The 19,433-nt window shown below is 61.4% G+C and carries 10 protein-coding genes, 6 tRNA genes and 3 rRNA genes; all 19 read right to left on the reverse strand.

Features of this window, described 5'->3' with window-relative positions:
• Window positions 1-6: 6 nt before the first annotated feature.
• The 19 genes from BWR19_17690 to BWR19_17780 all read right to left on the reverse strand — a co-directional run bounded on the left by BWR19_17690 (window position 7) and on the right by BWR19_17780 (window position 19,424).
• Window positions 7-4,083: a DNA-directed RNA polymerase subunit beta gene (locus BWR19_17690; protein ID APX94613.1), complete on the reverse strand. Its 4,077-nt coding sequence runs from the start codon at window positions 4,081-4,083 to the stop codon at window positions 7-9.
• Window positions 4,084-4,318: 235 nt separating this feature from the next.
• Window positions 4,319-4,687 carry a 50S ribosomal protein L7/L12 gene (locus BWR19_17695; protein APX94614.1) on the reverse strand — a complete coding sequence of 123 codons (369 nt, stop codon included), beginning with the start codon at window positions 4,685-4,687 and terminating at the stop codon, window positions 4,319-4,321.
• 90 nt (window positions 4,688-4,777) lie between these two features.
• Window positions 4,778-5,281, reverse strand: coding sequence for a 50S ribosomal protein L10 (locus tag BWR19_17700; protein ID APX94615.1), 504 nt, complete (start codon window positions 5,279-5,281; stop codon window positions 4,778-4,780).
• A 268-nt stretch (window positions 5,282-5,549) separates the two neighbouring features.
• Entirely contained in the window at window positions 5,550-6,242 is a 693-nt protein-coding gene (locus tag BWR19_17705) for a 50S ribosomal protein L1 (GenBank protein ID APX94616.1), read from the reverse strand.
• 2 nt (window positions 6,243-6,244) lie between these two features.
• Window positions 6,245-6,676: a 50S ribosomal protein L11 gene (locus BWR19_17710; protein APX94617.1), complete on the reverse strand. Its 432-nt coding sequence runs from the start codon at window positions 6,674-6,676 to the stop codon at window positions 6,245-6,247.
• A gap of 88 nt (window positions 6,677-6,764) precedes the next feature.
• Complete coding sequence (locus BWR19_17715; protein ID APX94618.1) at window positions 6,765-7,298, reverse strand: transcription termination/antitermination protein NusG; 534 nt, start codon at window positions 7,296-7,298, stop codon at window positions 6,765-6,767.
• A gap of 8 nt (window positions 7,299-7,306) precedes the next feature.
• Window positions 7,307-7,675 carry a preprotein translocase subunit SecE gene (locus tag BWR19_17720; protein APX94619.1) on the reverse strand — a complete coding sequence of 123 codons (369 nt, stop codon included), beginning with the start codon at window positions 7,673-7,675 and terminating at the stop codon, window positions 7,307-7,309.
• 72 nt (window positions 7,676-7,747) lie between these two features.
• Window positions 7,748-7,823 (reverse strand) — tRNA-Trp (locus tag BWR19_17725).
• A 141-nt stretch (window positions 7,824-7,964) separates the two neighbouring features.
• Window positions 7,965-8,039: transfer RNA gene (locus BWR19_17730), tRNA-Thr, on the reverse strand.
• 31 nt (window positions 8,040-8,070) lie between these two features.
• Window positions 8,071-8,144, reverse strand: a tRNA-Gly gene (locus BWR19_17735).
• A 42-nt stretch (window positions 8,145-8,186) separates the two neighbouring features.
• Window positions 8,187-8,270: transfer RNA gene (locus BWR19_17740), tRNA-Tyr, on the reverse strand.
• 106 nt (window positions 8,271-8,376) lie between these two features.
• On the reverse strand, window positions 8,377-9,216 hold the full coding sequence (locus tag BWR19_17745) for a type III pantothenate kinase (GenBank protein ID APX94620.1): 840 nt from the start codon (window positions 9,214-9,216) through the stop codon (window positions 8,377-8,379).
• Complete coding sequence (locus BWR19_17750; GenBank protein ID APX94621.1) at window positions 9,213-10,193, reverse strand: biotin--[acetyl-CoA-carboxylase] ligase; 981 nt, start codon at window positions 10,191-10,193, stop codon at window positions 9,213-9,215. Before BWR19_17750 ends, BWR19_17745 begins: the two co-directional genes overlap by 4 nt.
• A 384-nt stretch (window positions 10,194-10,577) precedes the next feature.
• Window positions 10,578-10,693: ribosomal RNA gene (gene rrf, locus BWR19_17755) — 5S ribosomal RNA — on the reverse strand.
• Between the two features lie 68 nt (window positions 10,694-10,761).
• A 23S ribosomal RNA gene (locus BWR19_17760) occupies window positions 10,762-13,784 on the reverse strand.
• A gap of 210 nt (window positions 13,785-13,994) precedes the next feature.
• Window positions 13,995-14,070: transfer RNA gene (locus BWR19_17765), tRNA-Ala, on the reverse strand.
• 117 nt (window positions 14,071-14,187) lie between these two features.
• Window positions 14,188-14,264, reverse strand: a tRNA-Ile gene (locus BWR19_17770).
• Window positions 14,265-14,456: 192 nt separating this feature from the next.
• A 16S ribosomal RNA gene (locus tag BWR19_17775) occupies window positions 14,457-16,003 on the reverse strand.
• The 16S, 23S and 5S rRNA genes sit together here with 2 tRNA genes alongside, the layout of an rRNA operon.
• Window positions 16,004-16,559: 556 nt before the next feature.
• Window positions 16,560-19,424 carry a 4Fe-4S ferredoxin gene (locus tag BWR19_17780; GenBank protein ID APX94622.1) on the reverse strand — a complete coding sequence of 955 codons (2,865 nt, stop codon included), beginning with the start codon at window positions 19,422-19,424 and terminating at the stop codon, window positions 16,560-16,562.
• Window positions 19,425-19,433 lie beyond the last annotated feature (9 nt).

The raw sequence follows: 19,433 nt of genomic DNA on the forward strand, positions 1-19,433 counted from the left end.
GGGCTCCTAGCTCTCTAACTCGATATCGATGCCCAGCGAGCGGATTTCCTTCACCAGCACGTTGAAGGATTCCGGCATGCCTGCCTGCATGGTGTGGTCGCCGTCGACGATGCTCTTGTACATCTTGGTCCGCCCTTCGACGTCGTCGGACTTGACCGTGAGCATCTCCTGGAGGGTATAGGCCGCGCCGTAGGCTTCCAGCGCCCATACCTCCATCTCGCCGAAGCGCTGACCACCGAACTGCGCCTTGCCGCCCAGCGGCTGCTGGGTGACCAGCGAGTAGGAGCCGGTAGAACGCGCGTGCATCTTGTCATCGACCAGGTGGTTGAGCTTCAGCATGTACATGTAGCCCACCGTCACCGGCCGGTCGAAGGATTCGCCGGTACGCCCGTCGTAGAGCGTCATCTGACCCGAGTCGGGCAGGTCGGCGAGGGTCAGCAGGTGCTTGATCTCGTGCTCCTTGGCGCCGTCGAAGACCGGGGTCGCCATGGGCACGCCGCCCTGCAGGTTCTTGGCCAGGGCGATCACCTCGTCGTCGTTCAAGGAGTCGATATCCTCCTGACGGGTGCCCTCGGTGTTGTAGATCTTGCCGAGGAACTCGCGGATCTCGCCGACCTGCTGGTCGCGGGCCTCGCGCAGCATGCGCTCGATCTTCATGCCCAGGCCGCGCGCGGCCATGCCGAGGTGGGTCTCGAGGACCTGGCCGACGTTCATCCGCGACGGTACGCCGAGCGGATTGAGGACCACATCGACCGGCTCGCCGCCGGCGTCGAAGGGCATGTCCTCGATCGGCATGATGGCCGAGATGACGCCCTTGTTACCGTGACGCCCGGCCATCTTGTCGCCCGGCTGGATGCGCCGCTTGACCGCCATGTAGACCTTGACGATCTTGAGCACGCCCGGCGCCAGATCATCGCCCTGGGTCAGCTTGCGCTTCTTGTCCTCGAAGCGCTCGTCCATCTCCTTGCGACGATTCTCGAGCTGCTCGTCGGCCTGGGCCAACAGCTCGTTGAGCGACTCGTCCTGCAGGCGCAGCTTGAACCACTGCTGACGCGGCAGCTCCTCGAGGTACTCCTCGCTGAGCGCGTCGCCCTTCTTGAGCTTGGGCCCACCGTTGACGGCCTGGCCGTCGAGGGTGCGCTTGAGGCGCTCGAAGGTGGCGTCTTCGGCGATGCGGTAGGTCTCCTGGAGATCCTTGCGCACTTCGTCGAGCTGCATCTGCTCGATGGACAGCGCTCGCGAGTCCTTCTCTACGCCGTCGCGGGTGAAGACCTGGACGTCGATCACGGTGCCGCGCATGCCGGTCGGCGCGCGCAGCGAGGTGTCCTTCACGTCGCTGGCCTTCTCGCCGAAGATCGCCCGCAGCAGCTTCTCTTCCGGGGTCAGCTGGGTCTCGCCCTTGGGCGTGACCTTGCCGACCAGGATGTCGCCGGGGCCGACTTCGGCACCGATGTAGACCACGCCGGCCTCGTCGAGCTTGCCGAGCGCCGACTCACCGACGTTGGGAATGTCCGAGGTGATCTCCTCGGCGCCCAGCTTGGTGTCGCGGGACACACAGGTCAGTTCCTGGATGTGGATGGTGGTGAAGCGATCTTCCTGCACCACGCGCTCCGAGACCAGGATCGAGTCCTCGAAGTTGTAGCCGTTCCAGGGCATGAAGGCGATGCGCATATTCTGGCCCAGGGCCAGGTCACCCATGTCGACGGACGGGCCGTCGGCGAGGATGTCGCCGCGCGCCACTTCGTCGCCGGGGCGCACGATGGGACGCTGGTTCATGCAGGTGTTCTGGTTGGAACGCACGTACTTGGTCAGGTTGTAGATATCGACGCCGGCTTCGCCGCCGATGATCTCGTCCTCGTTGACCCGCACCACGATACGCTTGGCGTCGACCGAGTCGATCACGCCGCCGCGGCCGGCCACGGCGCAGACGCCGGAGTCGCGGGCCACGAAGCGCTCCATGCCGGTCCCCACCAGCGGCTTGTCGGCACGCAGGGTCGGCACCGCCTGACGCTGCATGTTCGAGCCCATCAGGGCGCGGTTGGCGTCATCGTGCTCGAGGAACGGAATCAGCGCCGCGGCTACCGAGACCACCTGGCGCGGTGAGACGTCCATCAGGGTCACCTTGTCGGGCGCCATGAAGGTGGTCTCGCCGCGGTGACGGACCTGCACCAGGTCGTCGACCAGCTTGTTCGACTCATCCACGGTGGCCGAGGCCTGGGCAATGATGAAGTCGCCCTCCTCGATCGCCGAGAGGTGCACCACGTCATCGGTGACCTGACGGTCAACGACCTTGCGGTACGGGGTCTCGAGGAAACCGTAGCTGTTGGTGTGGCTGTAGGTGGCCAGCGAGTTGATCAGACCGATGTTGGGGCCTTCCGGCGTCTCGATCGGACACAAGCGGCCGTAGTGGGTGGCGTGAACGTCGCGCACCTCGAAGCCGGCACGCTCGCGGGTCAGGCCGCCCGGGCCGAGCGCCGATACGCGGCGCTTGTGGGTGACCTCGGAGAGCGGGTTGTTCTGGTCCATGAACTGCGACAGCTGGCTGGAACCGAAGAACTCCTTGACCGCCGCGGCGACGGGCTTGGCGTTGATCAGGTCCTGCGGCATCAGGCCTTCGCTCTCGGCCATCGAGAGGCGCTCCTTGACCGCACGCTCGACGCGCACCAGACCCACGCGGAACTGGTTCTCGGCCATCTCGCCGACGCAGCGGATGCGGCGGTTACCCAGGTGGTCGATGTCATCGACGTCGCCGAAGCCGTTGCGGATCGCAATCAACTCCTTGAGTACGTCGAGGATGTCCTGGTTGTCGAGCACGCCGGAACCGGTGTCGCCTTCGCGACGCAGGCGGCGGTTGAACTTCATGCGGCCGACGCCCGACAGGTCGTAGCGGTCTTCGCTGAAGAACAGGTTGCGGAACAGTGTCTCGGCGGCCTCCTTGGTGGGCGGCTCGCCGGGGCGCATCATGCGGTAGATCTCGACCAGCGCCTCGAGCTGCGAACGGGTGGTATCGAGCTTCAGGGTGTCGGAGATGAACGGACCGCAGTCGAGATCGTTGGTGTAGAGCGTCTCGAGGCTGGTGATACCGGCCTGGGCCAGCTTCTCCATCAGCTCCGGCGTGATCTCGGTGTTGCACTCGCAGATCAGCTCGCCGCTGTTGGGATCGACCTGATCGCGGGCCAGGGTCTTGCCGTACAGGTACTCCATCGGCACCTCGAGACGCTCGAGGCCCGACTTTTCCATCTGCCGGATATGCTTCTGGGTGACCCGGCGCCCCTCCTCGACGATCACGCTGCCGTCGACATCCTTGATGTCGAAGGTGGCGGTCTCACCGCGCAGGCGCGACGGCACCAGATCCACCGAGAAGCCGGACTTCTCGATATGGAAGGTGCTGGTCTCGAAGAACTGCTCGAGGATCTCCTCGGCGCTCATGCCCAGCGCGCGCAGCAGCACCGAGGCCGGCAGCTTGCGGCGACGGTCGATGCGCACGAACACGCTGTCCTTGGGATCGAACTCGAAGTCGAGCCACGAGCCACGGTAAGGAATCACGCGGGCCGAATAGAGCAGCTTGCCGGATGAGTGGCTCTTGCCCTTGTCGTGATCGAAGAACACGCCCGGCGAGCGGTGCAGCTGAGAAACGATGACGCGCTCGGTACCGTTGACGACGAAGGTACCGTTCTCGGTCATCAGGGGGATCTCCCCCATGTAGACTTCCTGCTCCTTGATATCCTTGATCGCCTTGTTGGATGACTCGCGATCATAGATGATCAAGCGCACCTTGACCCGCAGCGGTGCCGAGTAGGTAACGCCGCGCAGCTGGCACTCCTTGACATCGAAGGCCGGAGTGCCGAAACGGTAGCTGACATATTCGAGCGCGGCGTTGCCCGAGAAGCTCTCGATCGGGAAGACCGACTTGAAGGCGGCATTGAGGCCGATCTCCATGCGCTCTTCCGGCGCCCTATCCTGCTGGAGGAAGTCGTAGTAGGAATCAAGCTGGATGGCCAGCAGGTAGGGCACATCCATCACTTGGGGCAGTTTGCCGAAATCCTTGCGGATGCGTTTTTTCTCAGTGTATGAGTAAGCCATCTGTATTCCCCAGCTTGTTCACCATGGGTGACCGATGCGTGTCGGCGCCACCCGACGAGAGCACTACCGTCAGGCGCTGACGGCAAGCCCCCGTATGAGAGCTCGCCGTCGGAATTCGGCTAGCGGCTACGCCAAACGTGGCGGCCGGCTAGTAACAACAGAAAAAGGCCGGCAGCGGGTGTCCCGCCACCAGCCGTGGAAGCTTACGCAGCGCGTGAAGCCATGGGCACAAGGATTACTTGAGCTCCACGGACGCGCCGGCTTCTTCCAGCTTCTTCTTGGCTGCTTCAGCGTCGTCCTTGGACATCGCTTCCTTGATGGTCGCCGGTGCGCCGTCGACGGCACCCTTGGCTTCCTTCAGGCCCAGGCCGGTGATCTCGCGAACGACCTTGATCACGTTGACCTTCTTCTCGCCAGCGCCGGTCAGCACCAGGTCGAACTCGGTCTGCTCTTCAGCAGCTTCGCCAGCGGCAGCCGGGCCAGCCACGACGGCGGCAGCGGCAGATACGCCGAACTTCTCTTCCATCGCTTCGACCAGCTCGGCGACTTCCATCACGGACATGTCGGCGACGGCGTTGATGATGTCTTCTTTGGTCAGTGCCATTGTCAAATTCCTAAACTTTGCGGGAGCCTCGGTCGCCCGAGCGCTCGTTGATACAGTGTTCGATGCAGACAGCGGGATCGAGTTCGCCGATCAGGCGGCCTCTTCCTGCTTCTGATCGCGCAGCGCAGCGAGAGTACGAACCAGCTTGCCAGCGGACGCTTCCTTCATGACGGACATCAGCTTGGCGATGGCCTCGTCGTAAGTCGGCAGCGTTGCCAGGCGATCCAGGTCAGAAGCCGGGATGAACTCGCCTTCGTATGCCAGCGCCTTGACCTCGAAGTCCTTCTCACCCTTGGCGAACTCCTTGAACAGGCGGGCGGCAGCGCCCGGGTGCTCATAGGAGAAGGCCAGCATGGTCGGACCCGAGAACGTCTCGTTGAGGCACTCCCAGGGAGTGCCCTCGAGGGCGCGGCGTGCCAGGGTGTTGCGGACAACACGGATCTGCACGCCATTCTCGCGGGCCTGCTTGCGCAGGTCGGTCATTGCGCCTACGGCAACGCCACGCGAGTCGGCAACGACGACGGAGAGCGCATCTTTGGCCGCTTCACTGACCTCGGCAACGATCGCTTTCTTGCCTTCGAGTGCTAGTGGCACAGTGATCACTCCTTCGTGCCGGAAGCCCGTATCGAGCATTCCGGTGGTTACCATCTCCCCCACCCGCCAACTGGCCCGGTGGAGGTACCGGGTGATGGTGCTCACCAGAAGACTGGCGGCCACACCATCTGCGCAGGCGCCCTCAAGGGGCGATTAAGCCGCTCCGAGGAGCGGCACCTGCGGTCTTTGACGGTGCCCCGCCGTTACGCCTTGACGCCGCGTACGGGGACCGCAAAGTTACTGCCTGTTGCGTCGCTACTCGGCTGGCTTACACCAGCGCAGAGTGGTCGACGGTGATGCCCGGGCCCATGGTGGTGGACAGGGTCATCTTCTTGAAATACACACCCTTGGAGGTGCTCGGCTTGAGCTTCTTGAGGTCGGCGACCAGCGCTTCGAGGTTGCCCTGAATCGCGCTTGCGTCGAAATCGACCTTGCCAAGGGTAGTGTGGATGATGCCGTTCTTGTCGGTACGGAAGCGCACCTGGCCGGCCTTGGCGTTCTTCACCGCGGTCGCCACGTCCGGGGTCACGGTGCCGACCTTGGGGTTGGGCATCAGGCCGCGCGGACCGAGGATCTGGCCCAGCTGGCCGACCACGCGCATGGCGTCCGGTGACGCGATGACCACGTCGAAGTCGAGCTGGCCTTTCTTGACCTGCTCGGCCAGGTCGTCCATGCCGACGATATCGGCACCGGCTTCCTTGGCGGCGTCGGCGTTGGCACCCTGGGTAAAGACGGCAACGCGCACGTCCTTGCCAGTACCGTTGGGCATGACGGTCGCGCCACGCACCACCTGGTCGGATTTACGCGGATCGACACCGAGGTTGATGGCGACGTCCAGCGACTCCTTGAACTTGACGGTGGACAGCTCGTTGAGCAGCGCCACGGCCTCCTCCAGGGAGTAGACCTTGCCGGCCTCGAGCTTTTCGTTGATCAGCTTGGCACGCTTGGTCAGTTTAGCCATGATCAGAGGCCCTCCACGTTGAGGCCCATGCTACGGGCACTACCGGCAATGGTACGCACGGCGGCGTCGAGATCGGCAGCCGTCAGATCCGGCTCCTTGGTCTTGGCGATCTCTTCGAGCTGCTCGCGAGTCACGGTCCCGACCTTCTTCTTGTTCGGCTCGCCTGAGCCGGACTTGATACCAGCGGCCTTCTTCAGCAGCACGGCTGCCGGCGGCGTCTTGGTGATGAAGGTGAAGCTACGGTCGGAATAGACGGTAATCACCACGGGTGTCGGCAGACCCGGCTCGATATCCTGGGTCTCGGCGTTGAACGCCTTGCAGAACTCCATGATATTGACACCGTGCTGGCCCAGCGCGGGGCCGACGGGCGGACTCGGGTTGGCCTTACCAGCTGCAACCTGCAGCTTGATGTAAGCCTGTACTTTCTTGGCCATGGGTAGACTCCAGTTGGGTAATAGCGCCTTGCGGCTCCCCGGGTTAATGAACCGCCCAGCGGTTCATACGATACGCTCAGGCCGAGATTCAGTCCTTCTCGACCTGCGAAAACTCGAGCTCGACAGGGGTCGCGCGGCCGAAAATCAGCACGCTGACCTGTAAACGACTCTTGTCGTAGTTGACCTCTTCGACCACGCCGTTGAAGTCGGCGAAGGGGCCATCGACGACCCGCACCGACTGACCCGGCTCGAACAGGGTCTTGGGGCGCGGCTTGTCGGTACCGTCCTGCACACGGCGCAGGATGGCATCGGCTTCCTTCTGGGTGATCGGCGCCGGCTTTTCCTTGGTACCGCCGATGAAGCCCATCACGCGGGGCGTCTCGTTGACCAGGTGCCAGGTGCCGTCATCCATCTCCATCTCGACCAGTACATAGCCGGGATAGAACTTGCGTTCGCTCTTGCGACGCTTGCCGTCGCGCATCTCCACCACTTCCTCGGTCGGCACCAGAATCTCGCCGAAGCGGTCCTCCATGCCATACATCTTCACGCGCTCAATGAGCGAGCGCATGACATGCTTCTCGAAACCGGAGTAGGCATGCACGACATACCAACGCTTGGACATGGAATCTCCTAACCGATGACGCCGGACATCGCCCAGCCTAGAATGGTGTCCATCAGCCACAGCATCAGGGCCACCACCAGCACCGCCACCAACACGATGGCGGTGGTCTGAATGGTCTCGGGGCGAGTCGGCCAGACCACCCGCTGGATCTCCTTGCGCGCGCTGCGAGCAAGCTCGAGCAGATCGCGCCCCTTGGTGGTGGTAAAGCCAACCACCGCGGCCAGCGCACACAGCGCCACCACGCCCAGCACCCGATAGAGGATGGCCTGATCGGCGAAGTAGGAGTTGCCTACCACGGCAACCACCACCAAGGAAACGACCACCGCCCACTTGAGCCCGTCGTGGCGCGACTCCTGCACCTCGGCGTTATGTTTCATGAAAACGAGACTCCTCAGGGTGCGGCAATCGAAACATGAAAGTATAAGAGATAACGCCAGCCTGGGGAAGACTGGCAGGCCAGGAGGGAATCGAACCCCCAACCTGCGGTTTTGGAGACCGCTGCTCTGCCAATTGAGCTACTGGCCTGTATCGGCGCTGCCACCACGCCCCTTTTGCAGGGGGCCTATGCAACAGCGGGCGCAATGATAGCGGAAGCGATTCCGCCTTACAACCCCCGGCACGCCTCCGGGAAGAGAAAAGGCGAGCACTTGGCTCGCCTTTTCAATATGGAGCTCATGGACGGATTTGAACCGTCGACCTCACCCTTACCAAGGGTGTGCTCTACCCCTGAGCTACATGAGCAAAACGCTTGACCTACTGCCTGACCAGAAACTGGAGCGGGTAGCGGGAATCGAACCCGCACCATCAGCTTGGAAGGCTGAGGTTCTACCATTGAACTATACCCGCTTACCCACTCTTGCGGCCGATTCACAGTACGTCGGCAAATTCTGGTGGAGGGGGAAGGATTCGAACCTTCGAAGCTTTCGCGGCAGATTTACAGTCTGCTCCCTTTGGCCACTCGGGAACCCCTCCAGGCCGCGGCAAATTCTACCGCTTTTCTCAAAGTTGTCAAGTGCTTACCCGTCAGATATCAAACTCTCTTCGGGCAGCGCTGCACCTGAGAACGCGCAAAATTATGTCAAAGCAGCATCGAGAAGGCAAGGCCTGCACGAATCTTTTCCAAGGCCACCGGTGCGGGCACCTGGGGGGCGCCCGACAGCCGGCCGGCACGCTCCGCGCTGGTCAGCGGGAAACACGCCTCGAGTCCGCCATACACCATATCCGGCCATAGCGCATGGGGCACCCGCATGCCCCGCGACACGACCCGCGCATCACCGCCCGTGAGCAGCAGCGGCATCGCTACCCCCTCGCGGTCACACACCTCGGCATAGATGCGATTTACAGCACTCACCGCCGCCATGTAGATACCGTGATTGACCGCCTCCACGGTGTTCTTGCCGGGCGCCAGGAGCTCATCGGCCTCGCTGTCCGGGTCGATGGCCACGTTGCGTGTGCCCAGCTTGAGGCTCTCTTTCATCAATCGCAGCCCAGGCAGGATGTAACCACCGAGATGACGCCCGCCGGGCAGCACGAAGTCGATGGTGATGGCGCTGCCACAGTCGACGCTGCAGCAACCGCCGGCCAGGTGATAGCTGGCCAACGCGCCCATCCAGCGGTCGACGCCCAGCCGCCCAGGCTCCTCATAGCCATTGGTGACACCCAGCGCCTCACGGGTCGAGCGCGCCACGTGCACGATGCCGACGCGCCGCCGCAGCAGTGCCACGGTGTCCTGCAGCACCGCGCGCCGCGCCACGCTGGAGATACGCACCGCCTCCACCACATCGAGGTCGGGAATGTCGGAACCGGGTCGCCACTCCTCACGGGTCCAGACCGCGCCGCGCGAGCGTATCTCACTGCTGGCACTATCCTTGAGGCGCCACTTGGAGAGCGTATTGCCGATATCCAGGTCGAGAATCATGAACGCCCACGCACGCTGATTTCGCCGCCCGCCAGGCGGCGCTGCTGCCCCTCGTGGCGTACCAGCAGGTTGCCTGATGCATCGATCCCTTCGACCCGCGCGACATAGCGCGTGTCCTGCTGGACGACCTCGATTTCCCGGTCAGCATAGGCATGGCGGCGCGACCATGCCGGCTGCCAGGCAGCGAACCCCTCCTGCTCGTAGCGCGACAATAGGTCGAGCAGCCCAGCCACCAGCTCCGCCGCCAACTGGTTACGCGAGACCTCTGGCGCCACATCATGCACCGCCGCCACCGGCTGCCCGATGCGCCCGCGAATCTCGTCAGGCAGGTCGACGTTGAGCCCCAATCCGACCACCACTTCGCAAGGCCCGGCCAGATCGCCGCTCACCTCGAGCAGGATGCCCGCCAGCTTGGCTAGCCCCCCGGGCGTCTCGAGCAGCACATCGTTAGGCCACTTGAGCCTCACCGCAAGGTCGTGACGCTCCAACACTTCGGCCACGACGACCGCCACGGCCAGGCTCAGCCCCTCGAGTACGCTAGCTCCGCCCTCGAATCGCCAGCCGATCGACAGTACCAGGTTACGCCCCCAGGGCGTTTCCCAACCGCGCCCTCGACGCCCTCTGCCGGCGCTCTGCCCCTCGGCCAGACACACCTCGCCGTGACCTGCCCCCTGCTCGAAGCGCTCGCGCAGGTAGGCATTGGTGGATGTTACGTTGTCCTCGATGATCAAGCGGCTCAAGCGGGTCCGGCTATCGCGCGGCAACTGGGCGACGATACCGGCCCCGTCCAGCAGCTCTAGCGGGGTAGCCAGACGATATCCCAGGCCCTTGACCGCCTCGAGGGGGACATCCATTGCCTCGAGTTTCTTGAGCTGTTTCCACACCGCCGTGCGTGATACCCCTAGCCGCTCCCCCAGCTGCTCGCCGGAATGAAACTCGCCATCACGCATCAGGCGGATCAGATCACCAATGGTCATTACAACGGCCCCAGCCGGGAAAAACCATATTCTATCGGAAGCGGCCTACCGGCGGGAATGCCGCGACCAAAGTGCAACGCCCACCCGCCCCAAACGACGAAGCCCCGATCTCTGCCGAGAACGGGGCGTCTGGACATGAAAAAACCCAGCCTCTTTCGAAGCTGGGTTTCTAAATAAGTGCCTGACGGTGACCCGAGCGGCGCTCCGCTACTCTCGCATGGGGGTGAGACCGCCCGGCCCTTCGCGGCACCGCCGCGAGGGCGGTCGAACGCCCCGAGCCGGCGAGGGGCCGGCCCGCGAAGCGGCCCCACATAGAAAAAGCGGGTTTCCCCATGCCCATGAAAAAACCCCAGCCTCTTCCGAAGCTGGGGTTTTGGTATAAGTGCCTGACGATGACCTACTCTCGCATGGGGAGACCCCACACTACCATCGGCGCTGAGCGGTTTCACTGCTGAGTTCGGCATGGGATCAGGTGGTTCCCGCACGCTATGGTCGTCAGGCGAAAAACGTGGGAATCATGCCAACCAATACGTCTCAACGCATCCGTCAATTGTCGCGTAATCCACAGACCCCTTGGGGTTATATGGTCAAGCCTCACGGGCCATTAGTACACGTTAGCTCAACACATTGCTGTGCTTCCACACCGTGCCTATCAACCAGCTAGTCTCGCTGGGCCCTTCAGGAGGCGTAAAGCCTCAGGGAAGTCTCATCTTGAAGGGGGCTTCCCGCTTAGATGCTTTCAGCGGTTATCCTGTCCGCACATAGCTACCCGGCAATGCCACTGGCGTGACAACCGGAACACCAGAGGTGCGTCCACTCCGGTCCTCTCGTACTAGGAGCAGCTCTTCTCAAACTTCCGACGCCCACGGCAGATAGGGACCGAACTGTCTCACGACGTTCTAAACCCAGCTCGCGTACCACTTTAAATGGCGAACAGCCATACCCTTGGGACCGACTTCAGCCCCAGGATGTGATGAGCCGACATCGAGGTGCCAAACACCGCCGTCGATGTGAACTCTTGGGCGGTATCAGCCTGTTATCCCCGGAGTACCTTTTATCCGTTGAGCGATGGCCCTTCCATACAGAACCACCGGATCACTAGAACCTACTTTCGTACCTGCTCGACGTGTCTGTCTCGCAGTTAAGCACCCTTATGCTCTTGCACTCAATGCACGATTTCCAACCGTGCTGAGGGTACCTTCGTGCTCCTCCGTTACTCTTTGGGAGGAGACCGCCCCAGTCAAACTACCCACCACACACTGTCCTCGACCCGGATAACGGGCCTGAGTTAGAACGCCAATGATGCCAGGCTGGTATTTCAAGGTTGGCTCCACCCGAACTGGCGTCCGGGTTTCTAAGCCTCCCAGCTATCCTACACAAGCAACATCAGCATCCAGTGTGAAGCTATAGTAAAGGTTCACGGGGTCTTTCCGTCTAGCCGCGGGTACACAGCATCTTCACTGCGATTTCAATTTCACTGAGTCTCGGGTGGAGACAGCGTGGCCATCATTACGCCATTCGTGCAGGTCGGAACTTACCCGACAAGGAATTTCGCTACCTTAGGACCGTTATAGTTACGGCCGCCGTTTACCGGGGCTTCGATCAAGAGCTTCGCCTTGCGGCTAACACCATCAATTAACCTTCCGGCACCGGGCAGGCGTCACACCCTATACGTCCGCTTACGCGTTTGCAGAGTGCTGTGTTTTTAATAAACAGTTGCAGCCACCTGGTATCTTCGACCGCCTCGTGCTCGGGGAGCAAGTCCCTTCACACTAACGCGGCGTGCCTTCTCCCGAAGTTACGGCACCATTTTGCCTAGTTCCTTCACCCGAGTTCTCTCAAGCGCCTTAGGATTCTCACCCTGACCACCTGTGTCGGTTTGGGGTACGGTCTCACATGGTCTGAAGCTTAGAGGCTTTTCCTGGAAGCGTGGCATCAGTGACTTCCAGACCGTGGTCTGTTCGTCTCGCTTCTCGGCCTCCTCATTGAAGAGAGTGATCCGGATTTTCCTAAATCACTGGCCTACAAGCTTTCACCAGGACAACCAACGCCTGGCTCACCTAGCCTTCTTCGTCCCCCCATCGCAACCATGTCAGGTACGGGAATATTGACCCGTTTCCCATCGACTACGCCTTTCGGCCTCGCCTTAGGGGCCGACTCACTCTGCTCTGATTAGCATCGAACAGAAACCCTTGGTCTTCCGGCGGGGGAGTTTTTCACTCCCCTTGTCGTTACTCATGTCAGCATTCGCACTCGTGATACCTCCAGCAGACTTCTCAATCCACCTTCATCGGCTTACACGACGCTCCTCTACCGCGTGCCTGCATCCTTAAGTCTACTCTGTTGATCCGCTCATCCGACTCAACGTTCGGGTGGCGCTTGAACGTCGCTTCGCGACGTTAATCGAATAGCCTTAAGTGATGCAGGCACACCCGTAGCTTCGGTACCTGGTTTAGCCCCGTTACATCTTCCGCGCAGGCCGACTCGACTAGTGAGCTATTACGCTTTCTTTAAAGGATGGCTGCTTCTAAGCCAACCTCCTAGCTGTCTGAGCCTTCCCACATCGTTTCCCACTTAACCAGGATTTCGGGACCTTAGCTGACGGTCTGGGTTGTTTCCCTTTTCACAACGGACGTTAGCACCCGCTGTGTGTCTCCCACGCTCGCACTCACCGGTATTCGGAGTTTGCCTCGGGTTGGTAAGTCGGGATGACCCCCTAGCCGAAACAGTGCTCTACCCCCGGCGGTGATACGTGAGGCGCTACCTAAATAGCTTTCGAGGAGAACCAGCTATCTCCGGGCTTGATTAGCCTTTCACTCCGATCCACAAGTCATCCAAATCTTTTTCAACAGATCCTGGTTCGGTCCTCCAGTTGATGTTACTCAACCTTCAACCTGCTCATGGATAGATCGCCCGGTTTCGGGTCTATATCCAGCGACTGGTCGCCCAGTTAAGACTCGGTTTCCCTACGCCTCCCCTATACGGTTAAGCTCGCCACTGAATATAAGTCGCTGACCCATTATACAAAAGGTACGCGGTCACCGAACATGTCGGCTCCCACTGCTTGTACGCACACGGTTTCAGGATCTATTTCACTCCCCTCTCCGGGGTTCTTTTCGCCTTTCCCTCACGGTACTGGTTCACTATCGGTCAGCCAGGAGTATTTAGCCTTGGAGGATGGTCCCCCCGTCTTCAGTCAAGGTTTCACGTGCCCCGACCTACTCGATTTCACGTGATCAGATTTTCGGCTACGGGACTATCACCCACTATGGTCGAGTTTCCCAACTCGTTTGCCTAATCAGTCACACGCTTAAGGGCTGGTCCCCGTTCGCTCGCCGCTACTAGGGGAATCTCGGTTGATTTCTTTTCCTCAGGGTACTTAGATGTTTCAGTTCCCCTGGTTCGCCTCCCAACACCTATGGATTCAGTGTGGGATACCCAGCTTATGCTGGGTGGGTTTCCCCATTCAGAAATGCCCGGGTCACAGGTCGTTTGCCACCTCACCGAGCCTTATCGCAGGCTTCCACGTCTTTCATCGCCTCTGGCTGCCTAGGCATCCACCGTGTGCGCTTAATCGCTTGACCATATAACCCGAAAGGGTCTGGTCTGCGATTACGTACGACAATTGCCGGATACGCTTGAAACGTATCTTGCATTTCTCCTTGCGGAGAAATTTGTCAGCATGATTCACATTGTTAAAGAGCAGACTGTCAATCGACAGTCATAAACCGGTCATCGTCTTGGCGATGGTGGCTTATGACTGCGGATCCGATCAGGTAAGACTGTGGGGGTGGAGAGAAGTGGTGGAGCCAAGCGGGATCGAACCGCTGACCTCCTGCGTGCAAGGCAGGCGCTCTCCCAGCTGAGCTATGGCCCCTCCTGACATTTCTTCCGCCGTTTAGCGTGCGAAATGTAATTTGTGAGAGACAAGGCGAAAGATGACGACGTATAGCCTGCTATACGGGGAGTCTTTCAACGACGTATCGCGCAAATTTGGTGGGTCTGGGCAGATTTGAACTGCCGACCTCACCCTTATCAGGGGTGCGCTCTAACCAACTGAGCTACAGACCCGGCACTGTACCGTTGCAAGCTCGCTGGCAACCCGCTGGCCGACCTCACCCTGCTTTCCATTTAAGGTCAGGGGGTGCGCGCTAACCAGCTGATCTACCGACCCGCTTGCAACCGCTGGGTCCTCGACCCAAACAGTCTTTGCTCTGGCCGATCAGGTAATTCATTGTGAGCACTTGCCGACACGAGATGAATTCGTCGATAAGGAGGTGATCCAGCCGCAGGTTCCCCTACGGCTACCTTGTTACGACTTCACCCCAGTCATGAACCACACCGTGGTGATCGCTCCCCCGAGGGTTAAGCTAACCACTTCTGGTGCAGTCCACTCCCATGGTGTGACGGGCGGTGTGTACAAGGCCCGGGAACGTATTCACCGTGACATTCTGATTCACGATTACTAGCGATTCCGACTTCACGGAGTCGAGTTGCAGACTCCGATCCGGACTGAGGCAGGCTTTATGGGATTAGCTCCACGTCGCCGTCTTGCAACCCTTTGTACCTGCCATTGTAGCACGTGTGTAGCCCTACCCGTAAGGGCCATGATGACTTGACGTCGTCCCCACCTTCCTCCGGTTTGTCACCGGCAGTCTCCCTAGAGTTCCCGACCGAATCGCTGGCAAATAGGGACAGGGGTTGCGCTCGTTACGGGACTTAACCCAACATTTCACAACACGAGCTGACGACAGCCATGCAGCACCTGTCTTTCGGTTCCCGAAGGCACACCAAGATCTCTCTCGGCTTCCGAAGATGTCAAGGGTAGGTAAGGTTCTTCGCGTTGCATCGAATTAAACCACATGCTCCACCGCTTGTGCGGGCCCCCGTCAATTCATTTGAGTTTTAACCTTGCGGCCGTACTCCCCAGGCGGTCGACTTATCGCGTTAACTGCGCCACTAAGAACTCGAGGCTCCCAACGGCTAGTCGACATCGTTTACGGCGTGGACTACCAGGGTATCTAATCCTGTTTGCTACCCACGCTTTCGCACCTCAGTGTCAGTGTCAGTCCAGAAGGCCGCCTTCGCCACTGGTATTCCTCCCGATCTCTACGCATTTCACCGCTACACCGGGAATTCTACCTTCCTCTCCTGCACTCTAGCATGACAGTTCCGGATGCCGTTCCCAGGTTGAGCCCGGGGCTTTCACAACCGGCTTATCACGCCACCTACGCGCGCTTTACGCCCAGTAATTCCGATTAACGCTCGCACCCTCCGTATTACCGCGGCTGCTGGCACGGAGTTAGCCGGTGCTTCTTCTGTGAGTGATGTCCTTCCTCGAGCGTATTAAGCCCAAGGCCTTCTTCCTCACTGAAAGTGCTTTACAACCCGAAGGCCTTCTTCACACACGCGGCATGGCTGGATCAGGGTTGCCCCCATTGTCCAATATTCCCCACTGCTGCCTCCCGTAGGAGTTCGGGCCGTGTCTCAGTCCCGATGTGGCTGATCATCCTCTCAGACCAGCTACGGATCGTCGCCTTGGTGAGCCTTTACCTCACCAACAAGCTAATCCGACATAGGCTCATCCGATAGCGCAAGGTCCGAAGAGCCCCTGCTTTCTCCCGTAGGACGTATGCGGTATTAGCCTGGGTTTCCCCAGGTTATCCCCCACTATCGGGCAGATTCCTATGCATTACTCACCCGTCCGCCGCTCGTCAGCATCCAGCAAGCTGGATCTGTTACCGCTCGACTTGCATGTGTTAGGCCTGCCGCCAGCGTTCAATCTGAGCCATGATCAAACTCTTCAGTTTCAATCAATGCGGTTCTTGCTCACCCAGCATCCGAAGACACCAGGCAAAAGCGAACCAATCTTGGCTCAAGGTTCAAACGTTTACTCAATTCCGATCCGAAGATCGGTGACGAGTCGCTTGCCTTGATGATGTGGTGACTGATCACCTCGTCATCGACAAGCGCCCACATGAATTACCTGATCGATTGTTAAAGAGCGTCTCGCTGTTGCCGTGGCTCGTGAAGAGCCGCCAGCGCCCGGCGAGGAAGGCGTATTCTACTGAAACGGTGCGACTTGTCAAGCCTCGGCGGTGGCGATCAGTGCAACCACATCGCAGCGAACTCCGCCTGCCCGAGCGTCTTGCGACGCGCCGTTCGAGTGGGGCGCATTCTACCGTTTCCGGCGGGCCTGTCAATCGCTTTTCTTCTCAGCTCGACAAGAAAAACCCAACAAAACCAACTGCTTGCCCCTCTCTCCACCGCTACCAACGTATGCCCGTCGGCAGCAGCGGATGCGTACTTTACGGCCTTACCCCCGTGCCGCGCAAGACCTCGACGAAGAAAAACTTCCCGCGCCAGTCACTCTCCTGACAGCGCTGCTGACGCAGGCTGCGCGCGACTGGCGCGATCCAGCAGCGACAGCACCGAGCGGTAGGGAATACCGCTGTGCTGAGACAGCCCGATCTCGCAGGTGCGCGAGTTGGAGTAGCCGGCACTACAGCCCTCTACCTGCCCCGCCAGTCCCTGCAGCGCCGAGGCGTTCAGCTCGGGCGTGGTGAAGCCCTTGTCACCGGCAAAGCCGCAGCAAGTGATCTCGGCAGGCACGACCACTTCCGTGGCACAGGCTCGTGCCAGGGCCACGAACTTGTCGGCCAGCCCCATGCGGGTGCTGGAGCAGGTCACGTGCACCGCCACCTTTTCGTTGAGAGGCTCTATCTCGAGCCGATCCAGCAGGTGGTCATGGGCGAACGCCACCGGCTCCTGGAATGACAGTCGCTCATCGAGATGCTCGCCGGCGTGCAGGCTGCAGGGGCTGGTGTCGCAGAGGATCGGGTAGCGTCCATTATGGCTCGCCGCCAGCAGCTCACGATTGAGCTCCCGCGCCTTATGCTCGGCTTCATCGAACTGCCCCTTGGAGGCGAACGCCATGCCGCAGCACAGGTGGCCGGGGATTGCCGGAATGATCACTTCGAACCCGGCCTTGTCGAGCAGCGCCAGGGTGATCTCCATCACCGACCGCGCCTCACCGTCGTCATGCGATGCGCCTAGCACCCGCGTCGCGCAGGCTGGCAGGTAGACCACCTTGTCACGTGTGGCATCGCCGCGCTTGGTCGAGCGCTCGAGCACCTTGATCGATGCCGCCCGCGGCAGGCTCGGCGTCCACTGCGGCAGCCGCTCGCCGGAGAGCTTGCGCAACCCACCGCTGACCGTGGTCATACCGCGTTCGCCGAGCACCGCACGGCCTGCCCCGGCGACGTTCAGGGCCCCGCGGGCGACCCGCGTGGCGCCGGAGAAGTGGCGCCCGATGCGCCGCGCCATGCCCGCCTGGCCGAGATTGCGCTCGCGGCGCAGCCCGCGCACCAGGTCGCCGGTGTTGATGCCCACCGGGCACTGGGTGGCACAGAGGCCATCGGCGGCACAGGTCTCGATGCCCTGGTAGTCGTAGTCGGCGAGCAGGACATCATGACGCTCACGCTCGGCGTCGCTGGCATCGCTGCCCAAGGCGTCGAGCCGCGCCAGCTCGCGCCATACCACGATGCGCTGCCGCGGCGTCAGGGTCAGGTCCTTGGAGGGGCACACCGCCTCGCAGAAACCACACTCGATGCACTTGTCGACCAGCGGGTCGGCCGCCGGCAGCGGCTTGAGGTTCTCCAGGTGCAGGGTCGGATTGCGACTCAGGATCACCTCGGGATTGAGCAGGTTGTCGGGATCGAACAGCGCCTTGATCTGCCACATCAGCTGGTAGGCGTCGCTGCCCCATTCGAGCTCGACGTAGGGCGCCATGTTGCGCCCGGTGCCGTGTTCGGCCTTGAGCGAGCCGCCGTACTCCACGCCAACTAGCTGCGCCACTTCGTCCATCAGCGCCTGGTAGCGCTCGACCTCGCCGGGCTTCTCGAAACCCTGCGGGAACACGAAGTGCAGATTGCCCTCCAGAGCGTGGCCGAACAGGATCGTTTCCGGGTAGCCGTGTTTATGGAACACCTCGGTCAGTGCCGCCACGCCTTCGTCGAGACGCTCGATGGGGAAAGCGACGTCCTCGATGACCACCGTGGTACCCGTATCGCGCACCGCCCCTACCGCGGGGAACAGCCCCTTGCGGATCTTCCAGTAGAGGTCGTAGGTGGAAGCCTCCCGGGTAAACGCCAGCGGCTCCAGGGTCTTGACGCCCTCGAGGGTGGCATGTACCGCCTGCATGCGCGCCTCGAGCTCGTCATCGGTGTTGGCGCGCACGTCGATCAATAGCGCGGCGGCGCCGTCGGGCAGCGTCTTGAGCACCTCGGGCATGCCCGGCTTGTCCTGCACCGAGCGCAGCGCGGCGCGGTCCATCAACTCCACCGCCGAGACCGGCGCCTGCTTTAGGGCAATGGTCGCACGGCAGGTGGTCTGCATGTCGGGGAAGAAGGTCAGCGCCGCGGCCTTCTCGGTCTCGTCGACCACGGTGTCGTAGGTGATCGCGCTGATGAAGCCGAGGGTGCCCTCGGAGCCGATCATCAGGTGCTTGAGAATCTCGATGCCGTCGCTGAAGTCCACCAGGCTGTTCAGTGCATAGCCGGTGGTGTTCTTGAGGCGGTACTTGTGGCGAATCTTATCGGCCAGGGCATCGTCAGCGCGGGTCTCGGCCGAGAGCCGCTCGAGGCCCGCCAGCAGCTCGCCGTGGGAGGCCTTGAAGTCGGCGACACTGCGGGGATCGGCGGTATCCAGCAGCGCGCCATCGGCCAGCATCACGCGGATATCGCGCACGGTGCGATAGCTGTTCTGGGCCGTGCCGCAGCACATGCCGGAGGCGTTGTTGGCGGCGATACCACCGATCTTGCAGCTATTGATAGACGCCGGATCAGGACCAATCTTGCGCCGATAGGGCGCCAGCAGCTGGTTGGCACGCGCGCCGATCACCCCCGGCTGCAGGCGAATCGCCGCGCCATCGTCGAGGATCTCGTGGCCACGCCAGGCGCGTCCCAGCAGGATCAGCACCGAGTCGGTCACCGCCTGGCCGGATAGCGACGTGCCCGCGGCACGAAAGGTCACCGACAGCCGGCGTGCATGACACTGGGCCAGCACCTCGCCGAGTTCGGCCTCGCTCTCGACGCGCACGATCAGTTGCGGAATCAGCCGATAGAAGCTGGCATCGCTGCCGTAGGCCAGGGTCCGCAGCGGGTCGTCGATCAGCCGCTCGGCGGGAATGTTGCCGGCCAGCGCCGCCTTGAGGTCGGCCCAGGCGTTCATGTCTGTATC

Origin of the sequence: Halomonas sp. 1513, from assembly GCA_001971685.1 — a bacterium.
GTDB lineage: Bacteria > Pseudomonadota > Gammaproteobacteria > Pseudomonadales > Halomonadaceae > Franzmannia.

Bases quoted from the DNA above. Each gene is read 5' to 3' on its own strand.
- BWR19_17705 (APX94616.1), bottom strand. From the start codon at position 6,242: ATGGCTAAACTGACCAAGCGTGCCAAGCTGATCAACGAAAAGCTCGAG.
- BWR19_17720 (APX94619.1), bottom strand. From the start codon at position 7,675: ATGAAACATAACGCCGAGGTGCAGGAGTCGCGCCACGACGGGCTCAAG.
- BWR19_17695 (APX94614.1), bottom strand. From the start codon at position 4,687: ATGGCACTGACCAAAGAAGACATCATCAACGCCGTCGCCGACATGTCC.
- BWR19_17780 (APX94622.1), bottom strand. From the start codon at position 19,424: ATGAACGCCTGGGCCGACCTCAAGGCGGCGCTGGCCGGCAACATTCCC.
- BWR19_17710 (APX94617.1), bottom strand. From the start codon at position 6,676: ATGGCCAAGAAAGTACAGGCTTACATCAAGCTGCAGGTTGCAGCTGGT.
- BWR19_17745 (APX94620.1), bottom strand. From the start codon at position 9,216: ATGATTCTCGACCTGGATATCGGCAATACGCTCTCCAAGTGGCGCCTC.
- BWR19_17750 (APX94621.1), bottom strand. From the start codon at position 10,193: ATGACCATTGGTGATCTGATCCGCCTGATGCGTGATGGCGAGTTTCAT.
- BWR19_17690 (APX94613.1), bottom strand. From the start codon at position 4,083: ATGGCTTACTCATACACTGAGAAAAAACGCATCCGCAAGGATTTCGGC.
- BWR19_17715 (APX94618.1), bottom strand. From the start codon at position 7,298: ATGTCCAAGCGTTGGTATGTCGTGCATGCCTACTCCGGTTTCGAGAAG.